Genomic DNA, 21,075 nt, shown 5'->3' with positions numbered 1-21,075 from the left:
TCCGGCACAATCGGCGACGTGAACCTTCCTTCCTCGCACCCCCTCGTCGACGGCCGCACGAAGAATTCTTCGCTGGTCCGTGCGTATTCCGGCCAGGCGCCGTCGCGACGGCCGGTGTGGTTCATGCGACAGGCCGGCAGGTCGCTGCCCGAGTACCGCGCGGCGCGCGTCGGCACCGCGATGCTCGACGCCTGCCTGGACCCGGCGCTCGCCAGCGAGATCACCCTGCAACCGGTGCGCCGGCACGACGTGGACGCCGCGATCTTCTTCTCCGACATCGTGGTGCCGCTCAAGCTCGCGGGCGTCGACGTCGAGATCAAGCCCGGCGTCGGCCCGGTGATGGGCGCCGCGGTGCGCACCGCCGACGACGTCGCCCGCCTGCGCGACCTGGGCCCGCTGACCCCGGAGGCGCTGCAGCCCGTCTCGGACGGGGTCGCGCTCACGGTGGACGCGCTCGGCGAGACCCCCCTGATCGGCTTCGCGGGCGCCCCCTTCACGCTCGCCGCGTACCTGGTGGAGGGTGGCCCGTCGCGGGACCACCTGGCCGCCCGCACGCTCATGCACGCCGACCCGGCCACGTGGACCGCGCTGACGCAGTGGGCGGCCGACGTGACGGGGGCGTTCCTGCGTGCGCAGGTGCTGGCCGGTGCGAGCGCGACGCAGCTCTTCGACTCGTGGGCGGGCTCGCTGAGCCTGGCGGACTACACCGCGCACGTCGCGCCCGCGTCGGCCCGGGCGCTGACGCACGTCGCGGACCTGGACGTGAAGAAGGTCCACTTCGGCACCGGGACCAGCGAGCTGCTGGTGGCCATGCGTGACGTCGGCGCGGACGTGGTCGGCGTCGACTACCGGCTGCCGCTGGACGAGGCGAACCGCCGGCTGGGCGGCACCACGCCGCTGCAGGGCAACATCGACCCGGCGCTGCTGGCCGCCCCGTGGCCGGTGCTCGAGGCGCACGTCCGGGACGTCGTCGCGCGCGGCTCGGTGGCGCCGGGGCACGTGGTGAACCTGGGGCACGGCGTCCCGCCGGAGACCGACCCGACCGTGCTCACGCGCGTGGCCCAGCTGGTCCACGAGATCTGACGATGACCTGGGACGCGGTCGTCGTCGGCGGCGGGATCGCAGGGCTGGTCGCCGCCCGGGAGCTCGCCCACGAGGGCCTGCGGACGCTCGTCCTGGAGCAGCGCGACACCCTGGGCGGGGCGGCCGCCGGGCACACCGTCGCGGGGCTGCGGCTCGACGCAGGCGCGGAGTCCTACGCCACGCGCGGCGGCACGGTCGCCGCGCTGCTGGACGAGCTGGGGCTCGCGGACCGCATCCGGACGCCCAAGCCGGACGGTGCCTGGGTGCACCTCCCGCACGGCGACGGCCCGCTCCCCCGCACGGGCCTGCTGGGCATCCCTGCCGACCCCTGGGCCGCGCGCCGGACGCTCGGGCTCGTCGGGGCCGCGCGCGCGAGCCTGGACGCGGTGCTCCCGGCCACCCGAGCGACCTCGCTCGGGGACCTGGTGCGCCGCCGCATGGGAGCCCGTGTGCTGGACCGGCTGGTGCGGCCCGTGGTCGGTGGGGTGCACGCCGCCGACCCCGACGACCTCACGGTCGACGCCGTCGCGCCGGGACTGCCCGACGCCCTGCGCCGCGAGCGGGGCTCGCTGGCCCGTGCGGTGCGGAGCCTGCGCGCGTCGGCACCCGCGGGGTCGGCGGTGCAGGGCATCGCGGGCGGCATGCACGTGCTGGTCGACGCGCTGGTGGCGGACATCGAGGCGCACGGCGGCACCGTCCGCACCGGCGTCGCGGTGACCTCCCTGGACGACGAGCCCGCCGACCGCTGGGTGCTGGCCACCCCGTCGGCCGTCGACCTGCTCGGCCTGGACGTCGGTCGCCCCGACCCCGGTGCCCAGGTCACGCTGGTCACCCTGGTGCTGGACGCTCCCGCGCTCGATGCGGCCCCGCGCGGCACGGGGGTGCTCGTCGCGCGCGAGGCCACCGACGTCACCGCCAAAGCGCTGACCCACGCCACCGCCAAGTGGGCGTGGCTGGCGGAGGTGGCCGGGCCGGGGCGGCACGTGGTGCGGCTGTCGTACGGGCGGGCGGGCGAGGACGTACGGCCCGACGCCGACGTGGCCCTGCGCGACGCGTCCGTCCTGCTGGGCACCCCGCTGTCCGCCGACCAGCTCCGGGGGCACGCGGTCGTCCGGTGGACGCAGGCGCTGCCCCGGCCGAGCGCCGCCCACGCGCGGGTCGTCGCCGACGTGCGGGCGGCGGTCGAGCCGCTCGCCGGGGTCGCGGTCTGCGGGGCGTGGGTGGCCGGGAACGGGTTGGCGTCGGTGGTGCCCGACGCTAGGGCGGCGGCACGGTCGGTGCTCTGACGGCGAATTCCTTCGTCATTTTCTGACAACGCGTCGGCAAGCGGTGGAAGAATGTCGTGGGTCACATTTCTTGGCGGTATTTTCTGACAAGCTGTCACGACGTTTCTGGAATTTCCCCGCGCTTCGACATCCCCGCGACGGAGAGGGACACTGACCGCATGCTCCAGCACGTGCGGGTCGGGACGCGCGCGAGCGCGCTCGCGCTCACGCAGACCGGCCATGTGGTCGACGCCCTCGCCGTCCTCGGACGCGGCGACCTCACCCTCGAGACCGTCCACGTCCGGACCGACGGCGACCGTCTGACCGGCTCCCTGCAGAGCCTCGGCGGCACGGGGGTCTTCGTCACCGCCCTGCGCGACGCCCTGCTGGACGGCCGGTGCGACGTCGCGGTGCACTCCCTCAAGGACCTGCCGACGGGCGACGCCGACGGGCTCGTCCTCGCGGCCGTCCCCCCGCGCGAGGACCCCGCCGACGCCCTGTGCGCCCGGGACGGTCTGACGCTCGCGCTGCTGCCCACCGGCGCCCGCGTCGGCACGGGCTCCCCCCGCCGCGCCGCCCAGCTCCGGGCCGCCCGACCCGACCTCGACGTCGTCGACATCCGCGGCAACGTCGACACCCGGCTCGGTCGCGTCGCCGGCTCCGCCACGGGACCGGGAGACCTGGACGCCGTCGTGCTCGCCCGCGCGGGTCTGGCCCGGCTCGGGCGGCTCGAGGCGGTCACCGAGGCGTTCGACCCCGACGTCATGGCACCGGCACCGGGCCAGGGTGCGCTCGCCGTGGAGGTCCGGGCCGGGCTCCACCCCGACCAGCCGCTCGCTCGGGCCCTGCGCCTGCTCGACCACCGCCCCACGCACCTCGCGGTCCTCGCCGAGCGCGCGCTGCTCGGTCGCCTCGAAGCCGGCTGCGCGGCCCCGATCGGCGCCACCGCGCGCCTGGCCGACGACGGCCGGACCCTGTTCCTGGACGCCGTGATCGTCCGCCCGGACGGCAGCGCCACCCTGCGCCGCGGCCTGACCGCGACCCTGGGCACCGACAGCGCCTCGGACGCCCGCGCGCTCGGCACCCGGCTGGCGGAGACCCTGCTCGACGCCGGCGCCGCCGACCTCGCCGCGCTCGGAGCCGTCCGATGACCACGACGCCCACGCTGCCCCTGTCCGGGTGGCGGGTCCTGGTCCCCCGCCCGACGGCCGGCCGCAGCCCCGCGGTCGTCGCGCTCGCCGCGGCCGGTGCGGAGGCGGTCGTCGTGCCCCTCATCGAGACCGTGCCGCCCGAGGACCCCACCGAGCTGGACGACGCCCTGCTGGCCCTCGAGTCCGGCTGGTACGGCTGGCTCGTCGTCACCAGCGCAGCCGCCGTGCCCGTGCTGGTGGACCGCGCGCAGGAGAGCGCCGGCAGCCTGACGCAGCTGCTCACCGACGGCCAGGTGCGCGTCGCGGCCATCGGCCCCGGCACGGCGCGCGCGCTGCGCGAGGCCGGTGTCGAGCCCGACCTGCTGCCCCGCGGCCGGTCCACCTCCCGCGGCCTGGTCGAGTCCTTCCCGACACCCACCGAGCCCGCCCGCGTCCTGTTCCCCCGCGGCGACCTGGCGGCGACCACGATCGTCGACGGGCTGCAGGAGCTCGGCTGGGACGTGACCGACGTCGTCGCGTACCGCACCGTGCCGGCCGCCCCGCCGCCGCCCGACGTGCGCGAGGCCTGGACCGACGGCACCATCCGAGCGGCGCTGCTCACGTCGGCCAGCACCGTCCGGGAGCTGGCCCACCGGCTGGGCACGCCGCCCACCACCACCCTGATGATCGGCATCGGTCCGTCCACCGCCGCCGAGGCCGCACGCCTGGGCCTGCCGCTGGCGGGCGTCGCGACCGAGCAGACCATGCTCGGCATGGTCGACGCCCTGACCCGTGCGGTCACCACCGTGCTGCCCGCCCCGATCCCCAGCCCCGAGGAGCACTGAATGACCGACGCCCGCCGGGTCCGCCCGCGCCGGCTGCGCGCCACCCCCGCGCTGCGCCGGCTGACCGCCGAGACGCGGCTCGACGCCGCCCAGCTGGTCCTGCCCGTGTTCGTCAAGGAGGGCCTGACGGAGCCGCGCGAGATCAGCTCGATGCCCGGCGTCCACCAGCACACCCGTGACTCGCTCCGGAAGGCGGTCGCCGAGGCGGCGGCCGCGGGCCTCGGGGGCGTCATGCTCTTCGCGATCCCCACGGTGCGCGACGCGGTCGGCTCGCAGGCCACCGACCCCGACGGCATCCTCAACCTCGCCATCGCGGACACGATCGCCGAGGTGGGGGACGCGCTCGTCGTGCAGGCGGACCTCTGCCTCGACGAGTTCACCGACCACGGGCACTGCGGCGTGCTGACGCCGGGCGGGGCCGTCGACAACGACGCGACCCTGGTCCGGTACGCCGAGATGGCCCTGGCGCAGGCCGCGGCCGGCGCCCACGTCGTCGGGCTGTCCGGGATGATGGACGGCCAGGTCGGGTACGTGCGGGACGCGCTCGACGCCGCCGGTCGCGACGACGTGGCGGTGCTGGCGTACGCGGCCAAGTACGCGTCGGCGTTCTACGGACCCTTCCGCGACGCCGTGGAGTCGCAGCTCGAGGGCGACCGCCGCACGTACCAGATGGACCCGGCGAACCGTCGCGAAGCAGTCCGGGAGGTGGCGATCGACCTCGACGAGGGCGCCGACATCGTCATGGTCAAGCCCGCCCTGGCGTACCTCGACATCCTCGCGGACGTGGCCGCGATGTCCACAGTTCCGGTCGCGGCCTACCAGGTCTCCGGTGAGTACGCCATGATCGAGGCCGCCGCTGCGCGAGGCTGGATCGAGCGCAGACGGGCGATCCTTGAGTCTGTGCTCAGCATCCGCCGCGCCGGTGCCGATCACGTACTCACGTACTCTGCGACAGAGCTGGCCGGTTGGCTGGCAGAGGAGATCCGATGAGCGTCACCACCTCGAACGCGACGACCAGCGCTGAAGCGTTCGCGCGCGCGCAGGCCGTCATCCCCGGCGGGGTCAACTCGCCGGTGCGCGCGTACGGCAACGTCGGCGGGACGCCGCGCTTCCTCGCGTCCGCCCGGGGCGCGTACGTCACCGACGTCGACGGCAACGAGTACGTCGACCTCGTCGGCTCCTGGGGTCCGGCGCTGCTCGGCCACGCGCACCCCGAGGTCGTCGACGCGGTCCGTGACGCGGCCGGTCGCGGCCTGAGCTTCGGTGCGCCGACCCTCACCGAGACCGAGCTCGTCGACGAGATCCGCTCGCGGGTCCCCCCGGCCGAGAAGGTCCGCCTCGTCTCCACCGGCACGGAGGCGACGATGACGGCGCTGCGCCTGGCGCGCGCCTTCACCGGCCGCGACCTGATCGTGAAGTTCGCCGGCTGCTACCACGGGCACGTCGACGCCCTGCTGGCCTCCGCCGGCTCCGGCGTCGCGACCCTCGGCCTGCCCGACTCCGCCGGCGTCTCCGCCGCGGTCGCGGKCGAGACCATCGTCGTCCCGTACAACGACGTCGAGGCCGTCGAGGCCGCGTTCGCCGAGCACGGCGACCGCATCGCCGCGGTCATCACCGAGGCCGCGCCCGCCAACATGGGCGTCGTCCCCCCGCTGCCCGGGTTCAACGCCATGCTGCGGCGTCTCACGCTCGCGCACGGCGCGCTGCTCATCCAGGACGAGGTCCTCACGGGCTTCCGCGTCGGGTACTCCGGCTGGTGGGGGCTCGAGGGTCTGCGAGAGGGCTGGGCTGCGGACCTGCACACGTTCGGCAAGGTCATCGGCGGCGGCCTGCCGGTCGCCGCGGTCGGTGGGCGCCGGGACGTCATGTCCCTGCTCGCCCCCACGGGCCCCGTCTACCAGGCGGGCACCCTGTCCGGGAACCCGGTGGCGACCGCCGCCGGCCTGGCGACGCTGCGCCTCGCGGACGCGTCGGTCTACGCCCGCGTCGACGCCGTCTCGGCCCAGCTGCGCGGTGAGCTCACCGCCGCGCTGTCGGCGGAGGGGCAGCCGCACGCCGTCCAGTGGGCGGGCAACCTGTTCAGCACGTTCTTCGGCACCGACGCCGCCGCGCACGGCGCCCAGAACTACGCCGCCGTGCTCGCCACCGAGTCGTGGCGGTACGGGCCGTTCTTCACCTCGCTGCTCGAGTCCGGGGTGTACGCGCCGCCGTCGCCGTTCGAGGCGTGGTTCGTGTCCGCCGCGCACGACGACGACGCTGTGGACCGGATCGTGTCCGCCCTGCCGGCCGCCGTCCGCGCCGCCGCACAGGCCACGGCACCGACCGCCTGACACCTGCGCACGCACGAAGGGACCCGCCGCGTGGCGGGTCCCTTCGTCGTCGTGGGCGGGAACGTCGGACGGGGTCAGCCCGTCGGACGGGCTGCGCCGACCGGCTCGACGTCGGCCACCGCGTCGTCGACCGCCGCCGCGGTCGCGGCCTCCTGCGCAAGGTCGTTGCGGTAGGCCCGGACGGACCACGTGATGGCACCGGCCCAGACGAGCGCGATCGCGCCGAGGATCAAGCCCTCCGCGGCGGTGTCGCCCAGGCCGACCCAGTCGCTGCGCAGGAGGGTGCGGACGTTGGTGAGGACGATCAGGCCACCGACCGCGGAGCCGAGGATGCGCCCGGGGATCTTGCGCACGAGCCACGCGGCGATCGGCGCGGCGACGACGCCGCCGACGAGGAGCGCGAGGACCCAGGCGGGGTTGATGCCCTGCGAGCCGAGGGCGATGAGGAAGCCGAGGCTGGCGGCGATCGCGACGAGGAACTCGGACGTGTCGATCGAGCCGATGACCTTGCGGGGCTCGATCCGGCCCGACGCCAGCAGCGCGGGGGTGCCCACCGGACCCCAGCCGCCGCCACCGGTCGCGTCGACGAAGCCGGCGAACAGACCCAGGGGCGCGAGGAACCGCTTGCGCAGCGGGAGCCCGAGGCGGTCCTTGCGCAGCCCGAACAGCGTGAACCGGACGAGGATGTAGATGCCGAGGGCCAGCAGGATGGTGGACATGACCGGCTTGGCAGTGTCGGTCGCGAGGTTCGACAGGACGTAGGCGCCGAGGAACGCGCCGACCGCACCGGGCACGCCGATGCGCAGGACGACCTTCCAGTCGACGTTCCCGAACCTCCAGTGCGAGAGGCCCGAGACGAGCGTGGTGCCGATCTCGCTGAGGTGGATCGTGGCCGAGGCTGCCGCCGGGTTGGTGCCGATGGCCAGCAGCAGGGTGGTGGACGTGACGCCGTACGCCATGCCGAGGGCGCCGTCGACGAGCTGGGCGGCGAACCCCACCAGGGCGAGCAGGACGAGCGCGGGCATGGGGACCACCTAGGGCATCACGGAGAAGGACACCCGATAATCCCGACCTTCTTGGTTGACCGGAACCCCGGTGTCACTAGGTGAGATGAACGACCGTATGGTGGGACGACTACGGGTTGACCCAGGCATCCTCGCGAGCGCCGAGCTCGCGCACGTGCGGCGGCAGCTCCCCGGACACCAGGCCGGCAAGCGTGACCTGGTCGAGCACGTCGCGGACGCTCACGCGCAGGGCCACCCAGACCTGCAGCAGCGCCTCCGCGGACCCGCCGTACTCCAGCGCGGTCGGTCGCTCGTCGCGGACGGTCACCAGCGGGCCGTCGACGGCCCGGATCACGTCGGCGAGCGTGATCTCGTCCGCCGGCCGCGCCAGCCGGTAGCCGCCGGACCGGCCGCGGACGCTGCTGACCACGCCTCCACGGCGCAGATCACCCAGGATCCGCTCCAGGAACGCGACCGGGAGCTGCTGCCCGACCGCCAGGTCGTCCGCCCGCACGGGGTCCCCGTGAGGGGACGCCGCCAGCTCGGCACACGCCCGCACCGCATAGTCCGCCTTCGCCGAGACCCGCATGCCGTCGATTGTGCCCCGTGCACACCTCCGGAATACCCCCTAGGGGTATGGTGTTGCGCAAAGAGCACCCACTCGACCACGGGAACGAGGCCCTCATGCACGGCTACACGGACGCCAAGGACGACTACCTCAAGCGCCTGCGGCGGGTCGAGGGGCAGGTGCGCGGCATCGCCCGGATGGTCGACGAGGACGTGTACTGCATCGACATCCTCACGCAGGTCGCCGCCGTCACGAAGGCGCTGCAGGCCGTGAGCATCGGGCTGGTCGAGGACCACCTCGCGCACTGCGTCGTCGACGCCGCCCGCCAGTCCCCCGAGGAGGGAGCGGCGAAGGTGAAGGAAGCCTCCGACGCCATCGCCCGCCTCGTCCGCAGCTGATCGAAGGAGCACCACCATGAGCACGACAACGACATTCGGCGTCGACGGCATGACCTGCGGCCACTGCGTCTCCGCGGTCACCTCCGAGCTGTCCGCCCTGCCCGGCGTCCACGACGTCACGATCCAGCTGACGGTCGGGGGCTCGTCGACCGTCTCCGTCGTCTCCGACGCACCCCTGACCGACGCCGCCGTCTCCGAGGCCGTCGTCKAGGCGGGCTACGCCGTCACGCCGAGGAGGTCCTTGCTGTGACCGATCGCATCATCGACCGCACCGCCGAACGCACGATCGACCTCGCGATCGAGGGGATGACCTGCGCCTCGTGCGTCGCGCGCGTCGAGAAGAAGCTGAACCGCCTGCCCGGCGTCGAGGCGACGGTGAACCTGCCGCTGGAGTCTGCGCGGGTGACCATCACGGCCGGCGAGACCACGGACAGCGACGCGCTCGTCGCGGCCGTCCGGTCGGCCGGGTACGACGCCACGGTCGTCGGGGCCGTGCCGCCGCTCCCGGTACCGCGTCCCGCACCGCACGAGCACCACGGCGCCTCGGCCGAGTTCATGCACCACGACGACCCGTTCGAGCACGCCCTGTCCGGGCACGCGATGGCACCGGGCCACGACATGGACCCGGACGAGGACACGTCCGCCCCGACCGACGCGCGCGGCACCGAGCTGCTCGGTCGCCTGCGGGTGGCGAGCGTCCTGACGGTCCCCGTCCTGCTGCTGTCGATGATCCCCGCGTTGCAGTTCACCGGCTGGCAGTGGGTGGTCACCGCGCTGGCACTGCCCGTGGTCACGTGGGCCGCCTGGCCGTTCCACCGCGCCGCGTTCCGTGCCGCCCGGCACGGCGCATCGACCATGGACACGCTCGTCTCCATCGGCATCATCGCGGCGACCGGCTGGTCGCTGTGGGCGCTGCTGTTCGGCGGTGCGGGCGAGCTGGGCCTCGAGATGACGCCGTCCCTGTGGCCGAGGGCCGAGATGGGGATGGAGATCCCCGAGCTGTACTTCGAGGTCGCGGCCGTCGTCACGACGTTCCTGCTGGCCGGCCGGTACGCCGAGCACCGGTCCCGCCGCCGTGCCGGAGACGCCCTGCGCGCTCTGCTCGACCTGGGCGCCAAGGACGTGTCGCTGCTGGTCGGCGGCACCGAGCGACGGGTCCCGGTCGACCGGCTGACGGTGGGCGACGAGTTCGTGGTCCGACCCGGCGAGAAGGTCGCCACCGACGGCGTCGTGGTCAGCGGCACGTCCGCGCTGGACACCTCGCTGCTCACCGGCGAGCCGGTGCCCGTCGACGTCGGCCCCGGCGACGACGTCACCGGCGCGACCATCAACACCTCCGGCGCGCTCGTCGTGCGGGCCACCCGCGTCGGCGCGGACACGCGCCTGGCGCAGATCGGCCGCCTCGTCGCCACCGCCCAGACCGGCAAGGCGCCCGTGCAGCGCCTGGCCGACCGGATCTCCGCGGTGTTCGTGCCGGTCGTCCTGGTGCTCGCGCTCGGCACGCTGGCGGCCTGGCTGCTCAGCGGCGCCGGCGCGCAGGCCGCGTTCACCGCCGCCGTCGCCGTGCTGATCATCGCGTGCCCGTGCGCCCTCGGGCTGGCCACGCCGACCGCGCTGCTGGTCGGCACCGGCCGCGGCGCGCAGCGCGGCATCCTCATCAAGGGCCCGGAGATCCTCGAGAACACCCGCACCATCGACACCGTCGTGCTCGACAAGACCGGCACGGTCACCGAGGGCCGCATGGCGCTCGTGGACGTCATCGGCGACGACGAGGTGCTGCGGTACGCCGCGGCCGTCGAGCAGCTCGCGGAGCACCCGATCGGCCGGGCCATCGCGGCTGCCGTGACGGAGCAGGACGGACCGACCGGTGCCGACGGCGTCGTGATCGGCGCCGACCAGGTGCACGACTTCCGTGCCGAGGCGGGCCACGGCGTCTCCGGCGTCGTCCGTACCGCGCACTCGGGCGTCGGGCTGGGCCGTCGCGTCCTCGTCGGGAAGCCGGCCTGGCTGCGCGACCAGGGCGTCGACCCGGCGGCGTTCCAGGGCGCCGTGGACTCGGCCGAGGCCGACGGCGCGACCGCCGTCATGGTCGCGTGGGACGGCGCGCCGCGCGGCGTGCTGGTGCTGCGCGACCCGGTGAAGCCGACGTCCGCGCAGGCGGTCGCCGAGCTGCGGGCGCTCGGACTGCGGCCGGTCCTGCTCACCGGGGACAACGAGGGCGCAGCCCGGGCGGCTGCCCGGGAGGTCGGGATCACCGACGTCGTCGCGCACGTCCTGCCCGCCGACAAGGTCGCCGTCGTGGAACGCCTGCAGCGCGAGGGCGCACGCGTCGCGATGGTCGGTGACGGGGTCAACGACGCGGCGGCGCTCGCCACCGCCGACCTCGGCCTGGCCATGGGCACCGGCACCGACGTCGCCATCGAGGCATCCGACATCACGCTGGTCCGGGGCGACCTGCGCTCCGCGGGCGACGCGATCCGGCTGTCCCGTCGGACCCTGCGGGTGATCAAGCAGAACCTGTTCTGGGCGTTCGCCTACAACGTCGCCGCCATCCCCCTGGCCGCGTTCGGCCTGCTCAACCCGATGATCGCGGGCGCCGCGATGGCCCTGTCGTCGGTGCTGGTCGTCGGCAACTCGCTGCGGCTGCGCCGCTTCGAGTGAGGCTCAGTGGAACCGGCGGCCCTCGTCGCGTCGGTACGCCGTGACCGCCATGGCCGCGAACGCCGCCGTCCACGCCAGGAGCACCACCAGCGCGTAGCCGTACGCGGGGTAGCCGGTGACCGCCTGCACGGCCAGGTCGCGCGCCGCCCGCGACGGCAGGAGCTTCGAGAGGGCGTCGAGCCACGCGGGGAACGCCTCCGGCGGCAGGAACAGCCCACCGGCGAACGCGAGCGGGAACAGGGTCGCCTGCACCACGGCGATCGCGGCCTTCGAGCTGAGCCGGTACCCGATCGCCAGCCCGAGCAGAAGGAACGGCACCGCGACCGCGGGCACCATGACGATCGCGGCCAGGGCCTGCGTGGGGGTCACGGTCGCGGCCGTCAGGAACGCCCCCAGGAGCACGAGCGGCACCAGGGCGAGGTACGACCAGAGGACCCCGTTGAGCACGCGTCCCATGAGCCGCGGCCCGGCGCCGGCCGGGAGGGTGCGCAGGAACGGGTCGAACGGCATCGCGCGGTCCTCGGAGACGCCCACGCCGAACGAGAACAGGCACGTGGACATCACCGCGAAGACGCCGAGCTGAGCGACCGCCGCGGTGGCGATCCCCGGGTCGTCCGCCACGGCGCGCTGCGGGATGACGAAGAACAGCAGCGCCAGCGGCGGGAACAGCAGGTTGCCGATCACCGCTATGGGGATGCGGATGGTCTCCAGGAACTGGAACCTCGCGTGCACGACGGCCAGTGCCCAGAACGGGCGCGGGGCAAGAACCGTGGTCATCGGACGGCCTCCTTCTCGGACGTGAGGGTCAGGAACGCCTCTTCGAGCGATGCGCCGCGCAGCTCCAGGTCCCGGAACGGGACGTCATCGACGACGAGCGCGCGCACCAGGCGGTCCGCGTCGCTCGCCAGCACCGTCCACCGGCCGTCGGCACCCTGCTGCGCGCTGTACGCACCGGGCAGCCGTGCCAGGTCGTCCGCCGCGGCACCCGGCAGCGTGAAGATCACGCGGCGCAGCGCCACGAGCCCGAGCACCGACTGCAGGCTGTCGTCGGCCAGCACGCGACCGCCGCCGATGACCACGACCCGCTGCGCGAGCGCCTCGATCTCCTCCAGGTAGTGGCTGGTCAGCAGCACGGTCGCGCCGTCGGCGTGGTAGTCACGCAGCGCCTGCCAGAGGATGTGCCGCGCCTCGACGTCCAGGCCGGTGGTCGGCTCGTCGAGCAGCACCAGCCGCGGCCGCCCGACCAGCGCGAGGGCGACCGCGAGCCGCCGCTTCTGCCCGCCGGACAGCCCACCGGTCTGCCGCGCGACCAGGTCCTCGAGCCCGAACCGCGACAGCACCTCGGCCCGGGTCATGGGCGACGGGTAGTGCTTCGCGACGAGGTCCACGACCTCCCCGACCGTCAGCGTCGGCGGCAGGCCGGTCTCCTGCGGGGTGGTGCCCAGCGCGATCCGCGACGACGCGTCGCGCGGGTCCGCGCCGAACAGCCGGACCGTGCCGGAGTCCGCGCGACGCAGCCCGCTGACCAGGCTGAGCAGGGTCGTCTTGCCGGCGCCGTTGGGGCCGAGCAGCCCGACCAGCTCCCCCTCGCCGACGGTGAGCGACACGTCGTCGAGCGCCGTGACCGCGCCGAACGTGCGGGTCACGCCGGTGAGCTCCACGACGGCGGTCATGACGCACCGCCCAGCAGCGCGCGCAGCGACTGCGTGTACGTCTGGAACGCGAGCCGTCCGGCCAGCGTCAGCTCCACGTAGGTGGCCGGGGTCCGGCCCTCATGGGTCTTCGTGATCAGCACGTAGTCCGCCTCCTCGAGTCGGCGCAGATGGGTGGAGAGGTTCCCCGCGGTCATGTCGAGCAGCTTCTGCAGCCGCGGGAAGGCGATGCGGTCGTGGGCGCCGAGGGACGCCAGGGTGGCGACGACGCGCAGCCGCGCCTGGGCGTGGATGACGGGGTCCAGCTCGACGTCAGGCACGGGAGCGGACCGTCGCTGTCCGTTGGATGAGCGCGCCGACGAGCAGCCCTCCGCCGCCGGCGAGCGCCATCACCAGGTACGCGTCGGGAAATCCCGCGAGGGCCGCCACCGCGCCGGTCAGCACCATCCAGGCGCCGAGCACGTACATCGAGGTCGCGTCCCAGAGCAGACCCCCGGCGACGTACAGCAGGCCGACCACCAGGGCGGCGATCGCGTTGGCCGCCAGCGAGACCACCTCGCCGGACGCCCCCGCCTGCGACAGACCGCCCACGATCATGCTCTGCGCCAGGAAGGCGACGGGCCACGCGATGCCGTACAGGGCGCCCTGCCGAGCGCTCGCCCCGGCGATGCCGCGCGTCCGGTGCATGACGTGCACGACCGTCACGACGAGCGCGACGACCCCGCCCGCGATGGCGATGCCGACGGCGAGCGCCGACGCGTCGCCGTCGTCGCGGGTGGTCAGCCACAGCGCGCCGTAGCCGACGAGCCAGGCGGCGCCCCACAGCCCGAACAGCAGGGCGCCCGACGGACGGGTGTCCTCGGCGCGCGCCCGCTGCGCGGCGATGATCGCGAGCGCGTCGGCGAGGTCCGGCGCGGCATCGGCGTCGGGTCGCGGATCGTCCGTCGTCATCGCTCCTCCTGAGGTTTGCACCACAAACTACTTTGCCATGTCCGATCCTGGCAACCCCCTCCCCAGGCGGCGTCCAGGTGGCATCCAGACACGCGGCCTACGCTTCGGGCATGACAGCGCTGCCACCCGCCGACGCGCGCCCGGACGACGCCGTGACCGTCGGGAGCGCACCACCGCCCTCCCCGCGCGCCTACCGCCGCCGGATCACCACCGAGATCTGGATCGTCCTCGGCCTGTCGCTCGGCAAGTCCGGCCTCTACGCGGTGGTCAACCTCATCGACCGGCTCACCGCTGGCCCGCCGCTGGGCGACCAGACGACCACGCTGAACCCCAGCCGGTCGCCGCGCCCGTGGCTCGACCTGACCTACCAGCTGCTGCAGGTCGGCTTCGCGCTGGTCCCCGTCGCGCTCGCGCTCTACCTGCTGTCCGCCAACGGCAAGTCCGCGGTCCGCCGGATCGGGCTGGACTTCACGCGCCCGTGGCGGGACCTCGCGATCGGCGCAGGGCTCGCCGCCGCCATCGGCATCCCCGGCCTCGGCCTGTACGCGCTCGYGCGGACCCTCGGGCTCGCCGTGGAGGTGCAGGCCGCCGCACTGAACGCCGCCTGGTGGACCATCCCGGTCCTGCTCCTCGCCGCGCTGCAGAACGCGCTGCTCGAGGAGGTCATCGTCGTCGGCTACCTCATGGAACGACTGCGCGAGCTGCGCTGGAGCGCACCCGCGATCGTCATCACGAGCGCGCTCGTGCGCGGCTCCTACCACCTGTACCAGGGCTGGGGCGCGTTCGTCGGGAACGCGATCATGGGTCTGCTGTTCGCCGAGTACTACCGGCGCAAGCGGCGGGTGATGCCGCTCGTCATGGCGCACACGATCATGGACACGGTCGTGTTCGTCGGCTACTCCCTCATCCCCGCCGCGTGGATCGCGGCGATCGGGCTGAACTGAGTCAGACGGTCGCCGAGCTGGTGCCCAGCTCGTTGACCACCTGCTTCGTCGCGAATCCGCTGACCACCAGGACGACGCCGCCGACGAAGGCGAACAACCCCAGCAGCACGACGACGACCTTCACGGACTCCTGCGGGTGCGTCAGCAGCAGCAGGCCGAACAGGACGTTCACCAGCCCGAAGGTCAGCACCCAGGTCCAGCCGGCGTCCCGCGCCCGGTACAGCACGACCGACGCGATGATCCCGAGGATCCCGAGGACGAGCACCCACCCGGCGATCAGGTAGAAGAGGATCTGGGCGGTCTCCGGGGTCCACACCACGACCACCGCACCGAACGCGATCGAGATCAGGCCGGACAGCAGGAACCAGCCCGCTCCGGGCTCCTTGCGGTTCACGAACCACTGGACCACGGTGACGATGCCGTCCAGCAGCACGAAGATGCCGAAGATCCAGACGAGAGCCGTCACCGACCACAGCGGTTGCACGAGCATCAGGAGGCCCAGCACCAGCAGCACCACCCCGCGCAGCACCGGGAGCCACCAGGAGCGGCGGCTCAGCGCGGACGTGACGTCGGCGGTGGTCAGGTCGTCTGACATCGGTGCCTCCACAGGGAGTCGGTTCGACGCGGTCGGCAGGAGCCGATGAGCGCCACGGTAGTGGACGACCCGGACGAACCGCCCCGACGCGCGGAGACGTCCGTAACGGCAGGTCAACCAGCAGATCGACAGCGCAGAGCCGCCCTGACGGGCGCCAGCGGCACGGCTGCCTAGACTCGCCCCTATGTCCGCGACGCCCGCCAGCCGCGCGGACGTCGACGCGGGGACCGCGGCCGACGTCCCCGCGTCCGTCGACGACGCCGCGCCGGCCCCCGAGGAGCCGGCGGCGGAGGTCGAGATCGTCGACGTCCGCGACGTCCGCGTGCACCACCCGAGCGACCTGCTGGGGATGGTGCTGTCGGTCCTCGGCATCGCGCTCGTCCTGGTCCTGGCGACGTACGCGCACAACACGACGTCGGGGGTGGCCGAGGACGTCCAGGGCTTCGCCAGCCTGCTCAACCGGATCCTGTTCGTCCCGCGCGTCGGCCTCGAGATGTTCGTGACGCTCGCCGTGCCCCTCGCCGTCATCACCGAGCTCGCCTTCCGGCGCCTCGGCCGGCAGCTGCTCGAAGGCCTGATCGCAGCGTTCGTCGCCCTGGTCCTCAACGTGGCCGCCCTGTGGGCCATCGAGTCCTTCGGCTCCGAGGAGCTCGTCATCGGGATGGCGATCCGGGTCAACGGCAGCTGGGTGGTGACGCTCCCCGGGTACGTCGCGCTGCTCGTCGGGCTGCTCACCGTGGTGGGTCCGCGCGGTCGGCGGCGGACAGTCAAGTGGTCGTGGAACCTGCTCTGGGTCGCCGTCGGCGTCCTCCTCATCACCGCCGGGGTGTCGCTGCCCGGCCTCGTCGTCTCCTTCCTGATCGGTCGCGTGACGGGCCTCGCGGTGCGGTACCTGTCGGGCGTCCTGTCCGAGCGGGCCTACGGGGACAGCCTCGTGGCCGGCGTCCGGCGGGCCGGGTTCGAGCCCGTGCGGCTCCTGCGGGTGGCCGACGAGACCACCGGGTCCGCAGCCGACGAGGGCGTCGAGCTCGACGGCGACCAGGCGGCCCGAGCGCTGACCCGATCCACCGACCACCGCCTCTACGAGCTGACGACGCGCGACCACGAGGAGCTCGACCTCGTGGTCATCGACGGCGACCGGCAGGTCGTCGGCATGCTGACCCGGCTGTGGCGTTCGCTGCGGATGCGCGGGATCGAGGGCCGCTCGGTGGTGTCGCTGCGCCAAGCGGCCGAGCGTGCTGCGCTGCTGGCCTACGCCGCCCGCGCCGCCGGGGTCCGCACGCCCCGGCTGCTGAGCATCGCCGAGGCCGACGACTCGATGCTGCTCGTCCAGGAGCGGCCCGACCGCGCGGTGCCGCTGAGCGACCTCGACCCCGAGCAGCTGACCGACGAGGTGCTCCAGGAGATCTGGGCGCAGCTGCAGCTCGCGCACGACGCCGGCATCGCGCACCGGTCGCTGACCAGCGACGTGCTGCTCGTCGAGACCGTCGTCGGCCGCCCGATCGTCTGGCTGACCAGCTGGGAGCAGGGCGACGTCGCCTCCTCCGACCTGGCACGGCGGATGGACGTCACCCAGCTGCTGGCGCTGCTCGCCCTGCGGGTCGGCGCCTCGCGCGCACTCGACTCCGCCGCCACCGTGCTGCCCGACGAGCACCTCGCTGCGATCGGCCCGCTGCTCCAGATGATCACGCTGCCGCGCCTCACCCGCGACGAGATGCGCGCGAACAAGAAGGTGCTCGCCGAGCTGCGGTCCGCACTCGTGGCGCACCTGCCCGAGGCCGACGTCGAGCCGCAGCAGCTGGTCCGGTTCGGTGCCCGCACCGTCCTGACCATCGTGGTGCCGATCGTCGCCATCGTCTTCGTCATCACCAGCATCAACGTCGACGAGATCACCTCCGCCCTCTCCACGGGTGACTGGCGCTGGACGGTCGTCGCCTTCCTGCTGGGTCTCGTCACACTCCTCGGTGCCGCCCTCGCATTCGTCGCGTTCTCCCCGGTCAAGCTGCCCGTCTGGCGCGCGACCCTCGTGCAGACCGCCGCCACGTTCGTCGGGCTCGCCGCTCCCGCCGGCATCGGCCCGGCAGCCCTGAACCTGCGCATGCTGACCCGCCGCGGCGTGTCGACCACGCTCTCGGCCGCGACCGTCGCGCTGGTCCAGGTGAGCCAGTTCGTGGTCACCCTGGCCCTGCTCCTGGTACTCAGCATCGCGTCTGGCTCCGGCGAGTCCGCCCTGCCGATCTCCCCGGTCGTGCTGTTCGCCATCGGGATCGTCGCCGCGCTCATCGCGTCCGGGCTGCTGGTGCCCAAGGTGCGCCAGTGGGTGCTCGCCAAGACCATGCCGACCCTGCGGCAGACGTGGCCGCGTCTCATCGAGGTGCTCGGTCAGCCGTGGCGCCTGGCGCTGGCGGTCGGCGGCAACCTGCTGATGACGCTCGGCTTCATCTTCGCGTTCGACGCCAGCCTCGCCGCGTTCGGGCAGGAGGCCAGCCTCATCCAGGTGGCGCTCGTCTACCTCGCGGGCAACACCGCGGGCGCCCTGGTCCCGACCCCCGGCGGCATGGGMACCATCGAGCTGGCGCTCGCCGGCACGCTCACCAGCATCACCGGCATCAACCCCGGTATCGCGACGTCGATCGCGGTGCTGTTCCGGGTGGCCACGTACTGGCTGCGCATCCCGATCGGGTGGGCGGCGATGCGGTACCTGCAGAAGACCGGCGAGCTGTAGACACACCTCCGGGCCGGCACCTGTGCGGTGCCGGCCCGGAGGAGTCGATCAGGCGAGCGCCTTGGCCTTCAGCTGGGCGAACTCGTTCTGGTCGATCGTGCCGGCGTCGAGCAGCGCCTTCGCGTCCGCGATGTGCTCGGCGGGCGACTTGCCCGCCACCTCACGGATGTAGCTGTCGGTGTCGGACTTGGCCTGCTGGACTGCTTGGAGCTGCCGCTCGGCCATCCCCTTGCCACGAGCAATGATGTAGATCAGGGCGATGAGGAACGGGACGGCGATCAAGCCGATGATCCACAGCGCCTTCCACCACCCGCTGAGCGCGTGGTCGCGGAAGAGGTCCCCGATGATCTGGAAGAGGATGACGAGGTAGGCAAAGAACAGGAACCACCAGATCAGCAGCCAGAACCACTGTGCAAAGCTGTCCATGTGACCTTCTCTCAACGGCGGCTGTCCTCGACTGGCTAGCCCGCTGGGCAGAGGCTAACCGACGAGTCGCCCGAATTGCGAGAACCCTGTCCGCCTGACCTGCGACATCGCAGAAACCCCCCGGACCGGAAGGGTCCGAGGGGTTTCTGGAAGAGCTCAGGGATATCGGGGTAAGACCGCTCTCAAGCCGCCGCGTGCTCCCGCTGCGCCGGCACCAGCTCGATCACGCTGCGACGAGCAGCGAGCCCGGCCCACGCCTTGACGCGGGGAGCCGGAAAAGCCGGGGTGGAGGTCTCGGACGGGTCTGTTGAGTACCCACGCTGGTCCATGACAGGTCCTGTCTGTTCGGTAGCCCGGCTGACCCTGTAGGTCCCGTGGCTTTGCGTCCCCTCCTTGCAGAGGGTTTGCCGTTTTCGCTGACAAGTCAGACATTAGAGCAACGTGAGAGTCCGTGGAAGCGTGTCAACGGACCAAAATCGGACATGCGTCCATTTCACCCGGTCGGACGTATCACCGATAGTTTCGGAATACTCCGCGCACGCGTTCACCCGAACGTGAACGAGAAGGCCTGGACGCCTTCCGAGACCGAGAGCTCGACGGTCCCCCGACCMACGGATTCGTCCGTGACCAGGGAGTACGCGCGCGGCGCGCCGGTGACAGCCACCTCCACGCGGTCCACCACCTCACCGTCCTCGTCCCGCACGGTCGCCCGGACGCTCCCGGATCCGCCGAGCACCACCTGGACGACCTTCGCGTGATAGCGCAGACGCAGCGCCGCGTCAGAGCCCGCCGTCGCGCCCTGGTAGTCCGTCGTCCACGTGCCGCCGAACGCGACCGTGTCCGCCGCCTGGTCCGTCGGGAGCGTGTACGTGGCCTCGCCCTCGCGGTAGTCGCCGGCCACGTTCGACCTCTTGCTGACCGACAGGAACGTCTCCGGCGTCACGTCACCCTCCGGCGTCGTGTCGTCGACCTGAGTCCTGGCCGGCAGGTCCACCCCGGGATCGGCCTGCTGGAGCAGCTCACGGATCAGCGACTCCGTCTGCGCGTACCCGCCCTCACCCTGCGACACCTGACGGATCTGGCCGTCGGCGTCGATGAGGTAGTGCGCCGGCCAGTACCGGTTCCGGTACGCGGTCCACGTGGCGTACGCGTTGTCCTGCGCCACCGGGTACGTGATGCCGAGCCGCTGCGCGCCGTCGACGACGTTGCGGGTCTCGCGCTCGAACGCGTACTCGGGGGTGTGCACACCGATGACGACCAGGCCGTCGTCGCGGTACGCCTCCTCCCACGCCGTCACGTGCGGGACCGAGCGCTGGCAGTTGATGCAGGAGTACGCCCAGAAGTCGAGCAGCACGACCTTGCCCCGCAGGTCCGCCAGGTCCACCGGTGCACCGTCCGGCGTGTTCAGCCAGGTGTCGACGCCGCGGATCGCCGGCGCCGGACCGCAGTCCTCCAGCTCCGCCGAGTTGTTGCTGCACTCGGCCAGCTGCCGGTTCTCGTCCGTGACCAGCCCGCCGAGGTCCAGCTGCTCGCGCACGGTCTCGTTCGCCGCGACCCTCGCCTGCAGCGACTCCGTGTAGCCGGGCAGCGCTCGCTGGATCGCGTCCGTCAGGTTGAACGCCAGCGCGAGGGCCAGCGCGATCATCAGCACCCCGCCCGCCGCCCGGATCCCCCGCTGGTGCGTGCGGAAGGCGGCGATGCGCTCGGCCACCCGACGCCCCGCCAGCGCCAGGACCAGCAGCGGGATCGCCGCGCCGAGCGCGAAGGACACCGTCAGGACCACCGTGCCCGGACCCACCGAGCCCGTCGCGCCCGCCACCGTGATCGCAGCGAGCACCGGGCCGGCGCACGGCACGTACACGGCGCCGAGCCCGAGCCCGAGCACGAAGCCCCCGCGGGCAGCGCCCGGTGCACGCTTCGGGGTCAGCCGCTGGAACGGGCGCTCCAGGACCTCCTCGAACCGCGGCACCAGCAGCCCCACGCCGAGCAGCGCCAGCACCGCGATGCCCGCCCAGCGCAGCAGGTCCTGCGGCAGGCCCAGCAGGTTGAGCAGCACCGTGCCGACGAGCGTGACCAGCGTGAAGCTGGTGACCAGCCCCGCGATGACCAGGTACGGGCGGCGGGCGGCGACGCGGTCACGCCGCCGGTCGTCCGACGACGCGGCGGGGCGGTCGAGGGTCGCGACGCTGCCGGCGTTTGAGTCGCCGGTCCCGCTCCCGCTGCTGCCGGTTCCGGTCGATCCGGCGCCGCCCGAGAGGAACGACGGCTGTGCCATCGCCCCCACGGAGCCGGCTGCGCCTCGGCCGTTGCTTGCCGTCCTGACAGTGGGTCGCCCGCGTGCACCCTCCACGCCGCCCGCGAAGAACACGACGGGCAGCACAGGCAGGATGCACGGCGAGATGCCGGTGATGAGGCCACCGACGAGGCCGATGAGCGCGAGCGTGAGCAGGTCCATGGCGGAGGTTCGCCGCCGCACCCCCCGGGGATGGGTCAAGCCG

General features: G+C 73.2%; 21 protein-coding genes and 1 riboswitch. Of the genes, 11 read left to right on the top strand and 10 right to left on the bottom strand.

Annotated elements, in window-relative coordinates; all coding sequences use genetic code 11:
* Positions 1 to 18: 18 nt before the first annotated feature.
* The 6 genes from hemE to hemL all read left to right on the top strand — a co-directional run bounded on the left by hemE (position 19) and on the right by hemL (position 6,653).
* The gene (gene hemE, locus ACXJKF_RS08020; protein WP_456787209.1) at positions 19 to 1,083 is read left to right on the top strand and encodes a uroporphyrinogen decarboxylase; all 1,065 of its coding nucleotides are present in this window, start codon (positions 19 to 21) and stop codon (positions 1,081 to 1,083) included.
* Between the two features lie 2 nt (positions 1,084 to 1,085).
* Complete coding sequence (locus ACXJKF_RS08015; RefSeq protein ID WP_456787208.1) at positions 1,086 to 2,369, top strand: protoporphyrinogen/coproporphyrinogen oxidase; 1,284 nt, start codon at positions 1,086 to 1,088, stop codon at positions 2,367 to 2,369.
* Positions 2,370 to 2,527: 158 nt separating this feature from the next.
* Positions 2,528 to 3,499, top strand: a complete 972-nt coding sequence (gene hemC / locus ACXJKF_RS08010; protein WP_456787207.1) for a hydroxymethylbilane synthase — start codon at positions 2,528 to 2,530, stop codon at positions 3,497 to 3,499.
* Entirely contained in the window at positions 3,496 to 4,323 is an 828-nt protein-coding gene (locus ACXJKF_RS08005) for a uroporphyrinogen-III synthase (protein ID WP_456787206.1), read from the top strand. The genes hemC and ACXJKF_RS08005 overlap by 4 nt, the downstream gene beginning before the upstream one ends.
* Positions 4,324 to 5,313 carry a porphobilinogen synthase gene (gene hemB, locus ACXJKF_RS08000; protein ID WP_456787205.1) on the top strand — a complete coding sequence of 330 codons (990 nt, stop codon included), beginning with the start codon at positions 4,324 to 4,326 and terminating at the stop codon, positions 5,311 to 5,313.
* Entirely contained in the window at positions 5,310 to 6,653 is a 1,344-nt protein-coding gene (gene hemL, locus ACXJKF_RS07995) for a glutamate-1-semialdehyde 2,1-aminomutase (protein WP_456787204.1), read from the top strand. Before hemB ends, hemL begins: the two co-directional genes overlap by 4 nt.
* A gap of 74 nt (positions 6,654 to 6,727) precedes the next feature.
* Here hemL and ACXJKF_RS07990 read toward each other — a convergent pair whose 3' ends face one another.
* Both ACXJKF_RS07990 and ACXJKF_RS07985 read right to left on the bottom strand, forming a co-directional pair.
* The gene (locus ACXJKF_RS07990; RefSeq protein WP_456787203.1) at positions 6,728 to 7,678 is read right to left on the bottom strand and encodes a sulfite exporter TauE/SafE family protein; all 951 of its coding nucleotides are present in this window, start codon (positions 7,676 to 7,678) and stop codon (positions 6,728 to 6,730) included.
* 109 nt (positions 7,679 to 7,787) lie between these two features.
* The gene (locus ACXJKF_RS07985) at positions 7,788 to 8,246 is read right to left on the bottom strand and encodes an RrF2 family transcriptional regulator (RefSeq protein ID WP_307490600.1); all 459 of its coding nucleotides are present in this window, start codon (positions 8,244 to 8,246) and stop codon (positions 7,788 to 7,790) included.
* 95 nt (positions 8,247 to 8,341) lie between these two features.
* Here ACXJKF_RS07985 and ACXJKF_RS07980 point away from each other — a divergent pair, with 95 nt between their 5' ends.
* The 3 genes from ACXJKF_RS07980 to ACXJKF_RS07970 are packed head-to-tail and all read left to right on the top strand — an operon-like array spanning position 8,342 to position 11,284.
* Complete coding sequence (locus ACXJKF_RS07980; protein ID WP_056086768.1) at positions 8,342 to 8,623, top strand: metal-sensitive transcriptional regulator; 282 nt, start codon at positions 8,342 to 8,344, stop codon at positions 8,621 to 8,623.
* 16 nt (positions 8,624 to 8,639) lie between these two features.
* Positions 8,640 to 8,873: a heavy-metal-associated domain-containing protein gene (locus ACXJKF_RS07975; RefSeq protein WP_456787202.1), complete on the top strand. Its 234-nt coding sequence runs from the start codon at positions 8,640 to 8,642 to the stop codon at positions 8,871 to 8,873.
* On the top strand, positions 8,870 to 11,284 hold the full coding sequence (locus ACXJKF_RS07970; RefSeq protein ID WP_456787201.1) for a heavy metal translocating P-type ATPase: 2,415 nt from the start codon (positions 8,870 to 8,872) through the stop codon (positions 11,282 to 11,284). Before ACXJKF_RS07975 ends, ACXJKF_RS07970 begins: the two co-directional genes overlap by 4 nt.
* 3 nt (positions 11,285 to 11,287) lie before the next feature.
* Here the strand turns inward: ACXJKF_RS07970 and ACXJKF_RS07965 are convergent, their stop codons facing one another.
* The 4 genes from ACXJKF_RS07965 to ACXJKF_RS07950 are packed head-to-tail and all read right to left on the bottom strand — an operon-like array spanning position 11,288 to position 13,887.
* Positions 11,288 to 12,061: an ABC transporter permease gene (locus ACXJKF_RS07965; protein WP_456787200.1), complete on the bottom strand. Its 774-nt coding sequence runs from the start codon at positions 12,059 to 12,061 to the stop codon at positions 11,288 to 11,290.
* Positions 12,058 to 12,957 carry an ABC transporter ATP-binding protein gene (locus tag ACXJKF_RS07960; RefSeq protein ID WP_456787199.1) on the bottom strand — a complete coding sequence of 300 codons (900 nt, stop codon included), beginning with the start codon at positions 12,955 to 12,957 and terminating at the stop codon, positions 12,058 to 12,060. Before ACXJKF_RS07960 ends, ACXJKF_RS07965 begins: the two co-directional genes overlap by 4 nt.
* Positions 12,954 to 13,256 carry a transcriptional regulator gene (locus tag ACXJKF_RS07955; protein ID WP_456787198.1) on the bottom strand — a complete coding sequence of 101 codons (303 nt, stop codon included), beginning with the start codon at positions 13,254 to 13,256 and terminating at the stop codon, positions 12,954 to 12,956. Before ACXJKF_RS07955 ends, ACXJKF_RS07960 begins: the two co-directional genes overlap by 4 nt.
* Positions 13,249 to 13,887: a hypothetical protein gene (locus ACXJKF_RS07950; RefSeq protein ID WP_456787197.1), complete on the bottom strand. Its 639-nt coding sequence runs from the start codon at positions 13,885 to 13,887 to the stop codon at positions 13,249 to 13,251. The genes ACXJKF_RS07955 and ACXJKF_RS07950 overlap by 8 nt, the downstream gene beginning before the upstream one ends.
* 110 nt (positions 13,888 to 13,997) lie before the next feature.
* On the opposite strand from ACXJKF_RS07950, the gene ACXJKF_RS07945 reads away from it, so the two are divergent.
* Positions 13,998 to 14,831, top strand: coding sequence for a CPBP family intramembrane glutamic endopeptidase (locus ACXJKF_RS07945; RefSeq protein WP_456787196.1), 834 nt, complete (start codon positions 13,998 to 14,000; stop codon positions 14,829 to 14,831).
* Position 14,832: 1 nt separating this feature from the next.
* Here ACXJKF_RS07945 and ACXJKF_RS07940 read toward each other — a convergent pair whose 3' ends face one another.
* The gene (locus ACXJKF_RS07940) at positions 14,833 to 15,426 is read right to left on the bottom strand and encodes an HdeD family acid-resistance protein (protein WP_456787195.1); all 594 of its coding nucleotides are present in this window, start codon (positions 15,424 to 15,426) and stop codon (positions 14,833 to 14,835) included.
* A 184-nt stretch (positions 15,427 to 15,610) separates the two neighbouring features.
* Here ACXJKF_RS07940 and ACXJKF_RS07935 point away from each other — a divergent pair, with 184 nt between their 5' ends.
* On the top strand, positions 15,611 to 18,151 hold the full coding sequence (locus tag ACXJKF_RS07935; RefSeq protein ID WP_456787194.1) for a flippase-like domain-containing protein: 2,541 nt from the start codon (positions 15,611 to 15,613) through the stop codon (positions 18,149 to 18,151).
* Between the two features lie 48 nt (positions 18,152 to 18,199).
* Here the strand turns inward: ACXJKF_RS07935 and ACXJKF_RS07930 are convergent, their stop codons facing one another.
* From ACXJKF_RS07930 to ACXJKF_RS07920, 3 genes are all read right to left on the bottom strand, one after another.
* Positions 18,200 to 18,577: a hypothetical protein gene (locus ACXJKF_RS07930; RefSeq protein WP_456787193.1), complete on the bottom strand. Its 378-nt coding sequence runs from the start codon at positions 18,575 to 18,577 to the stop codon at positions 18,200 to 18,202.
* 182 nt (positions 18,578 to 18,759) lie between these two features.
* On the bottom strand, positions 18,760 to 18,906 hold the full coding sequence (locus tag ACXJKF_RS07925) for a hypothetical protein (RefSeq protein ID WP_456787192.1): 147 nt from the start codon (positions 18,904 to 18,906) through the stop codon (positions 18,760 to 18,762).
* Positions 18,907 to 18,921: 15 nt separating this feature from the next.
* Positions 18,922 to 18,996, bottom strand: a riboswitch (cyclic di-GMP riboswitch).
* Positions 18,997 to 19,121: 125 nt separating this feature from the next.
* Positions 19,122 to 21,032: a cytochrome c biogenesis protein DipZ gene (locus tag ACXJKF_RS07920; RefSeq protein ID WP_456787191.1), complete on the bottom strand. Its 1,911-nt coding sequence runs from the start codon at positions 21,030 to 21,032 to the stop codon at positions 19,122 to 19,124.
* Positions 21,033 to 21,075 lie beyond the last annotated feature (43 nt).

This window comes from Cellulomonas sp. P5_C5 (assembly GCF_054049655.1).
Note: the sequence above shows the minus strand (reverse complement) of the source record. Positions and strands in the feature narration are given on the sequence as shown.

Excerpts from the sequence above, each read along its gene's own strand:
- ACXJKF_RS08005 (WP_456787206.1), top strand. The coding sequence starts at position 3,496 with ATGACCACGACGCCCACGCTGCCCCTGTCCGGGTGGCGGGTCCTGGTC.
- hemB (WP_456787205.1), top strand. The coding sequence starts at position 4,324 with ATGACCGACGCCCGCCGGGTCCGCCCGCGCCGGCTGCGCGCCACCCCC.
- ACXJKF_RS07965 (WP_456787200.1), bottom strand. The coding sequence starts at position 12,061 with ATGACCACGGTTCTTGCCCCGCGCCCGTTCTGGGCACTGGCCGTCGTG.
- ACXJKF_RS07960 (WP_456787199.1), bottom strand. The coding sequence starts at position 12,957 with ATGACCGCCGTCGTGGAGCTCACCGGCGTGACCCGCACGTTCGGCGCG.
- ACXJKF_RS08015 (WP_456787208.1), top strand. The coding sequence starts at position 1,086 with ATGACCTGGGACGCGGTCGTCGTCGGCGGCGGGATCGCAGGGCTGGTC.
- ACXJKF_RS07925 (WP_456787192.1), bottom strand. The coding sequence starts at position 18,906 with ATGGACCAGCGTGGGTACTCAACAGACCCGTCCGAGACCTCCACCCCG.
- ACXJKF_RS07980 (WP_056086768.1), top strand. The coding sequence starts at position 8,342 with ATGCACGGCTACACGGACGCCAAGGACGACTACCTCAAGCGCCTGCGG.
- ACXJKF_RS07930 (WP_456787193.1), bottom strand. The coding sequence starts at position 18,577 with ATGGACAGCTTTGCACAGTGGTTCTGGCTGCTGATCTGGTGGTTCCTG.
- ACXJKF_RS07950 (WP_456787197.1), bottom strand. The coding sequence starts at position 13,887 with ATGACGACGGACGATCCGCGACCCGACGCCGATGCCGCGCCGGACCTC.
- ACXJKF_RS07940 (WP_456787195.1), bottom strand. The coding sequence starts at position 15,426 with ATGTCAGACGACCTGACCACCGCCGACGTCACGTCCGCGCTGAGCCGC.
- hemC (WP_456787207.1), top strand. The coding sequence starts at position 2,528 with ATGCTCCAGCACGTGCGGGTCGGGACGCGCGCGAGCGCGCTCGCGCTC.
- ACXJKF_RS07990 (WP_456787203.1), bottom strand. The coding sequence starts at position 7,678 with ATGCCCGCGCTCGTCCTGCTCGCCCTGGTGGGGTTCGCCGCCCAGCTC.
- ACXJKF_RS07985 (WP_307490600.1), bottom strand. The coding sequence starts at position 8,246 with ATGCGGGTCTCGGCGAAGGCGGACTATGCGGTGCGGGCGTGTGCCGAG.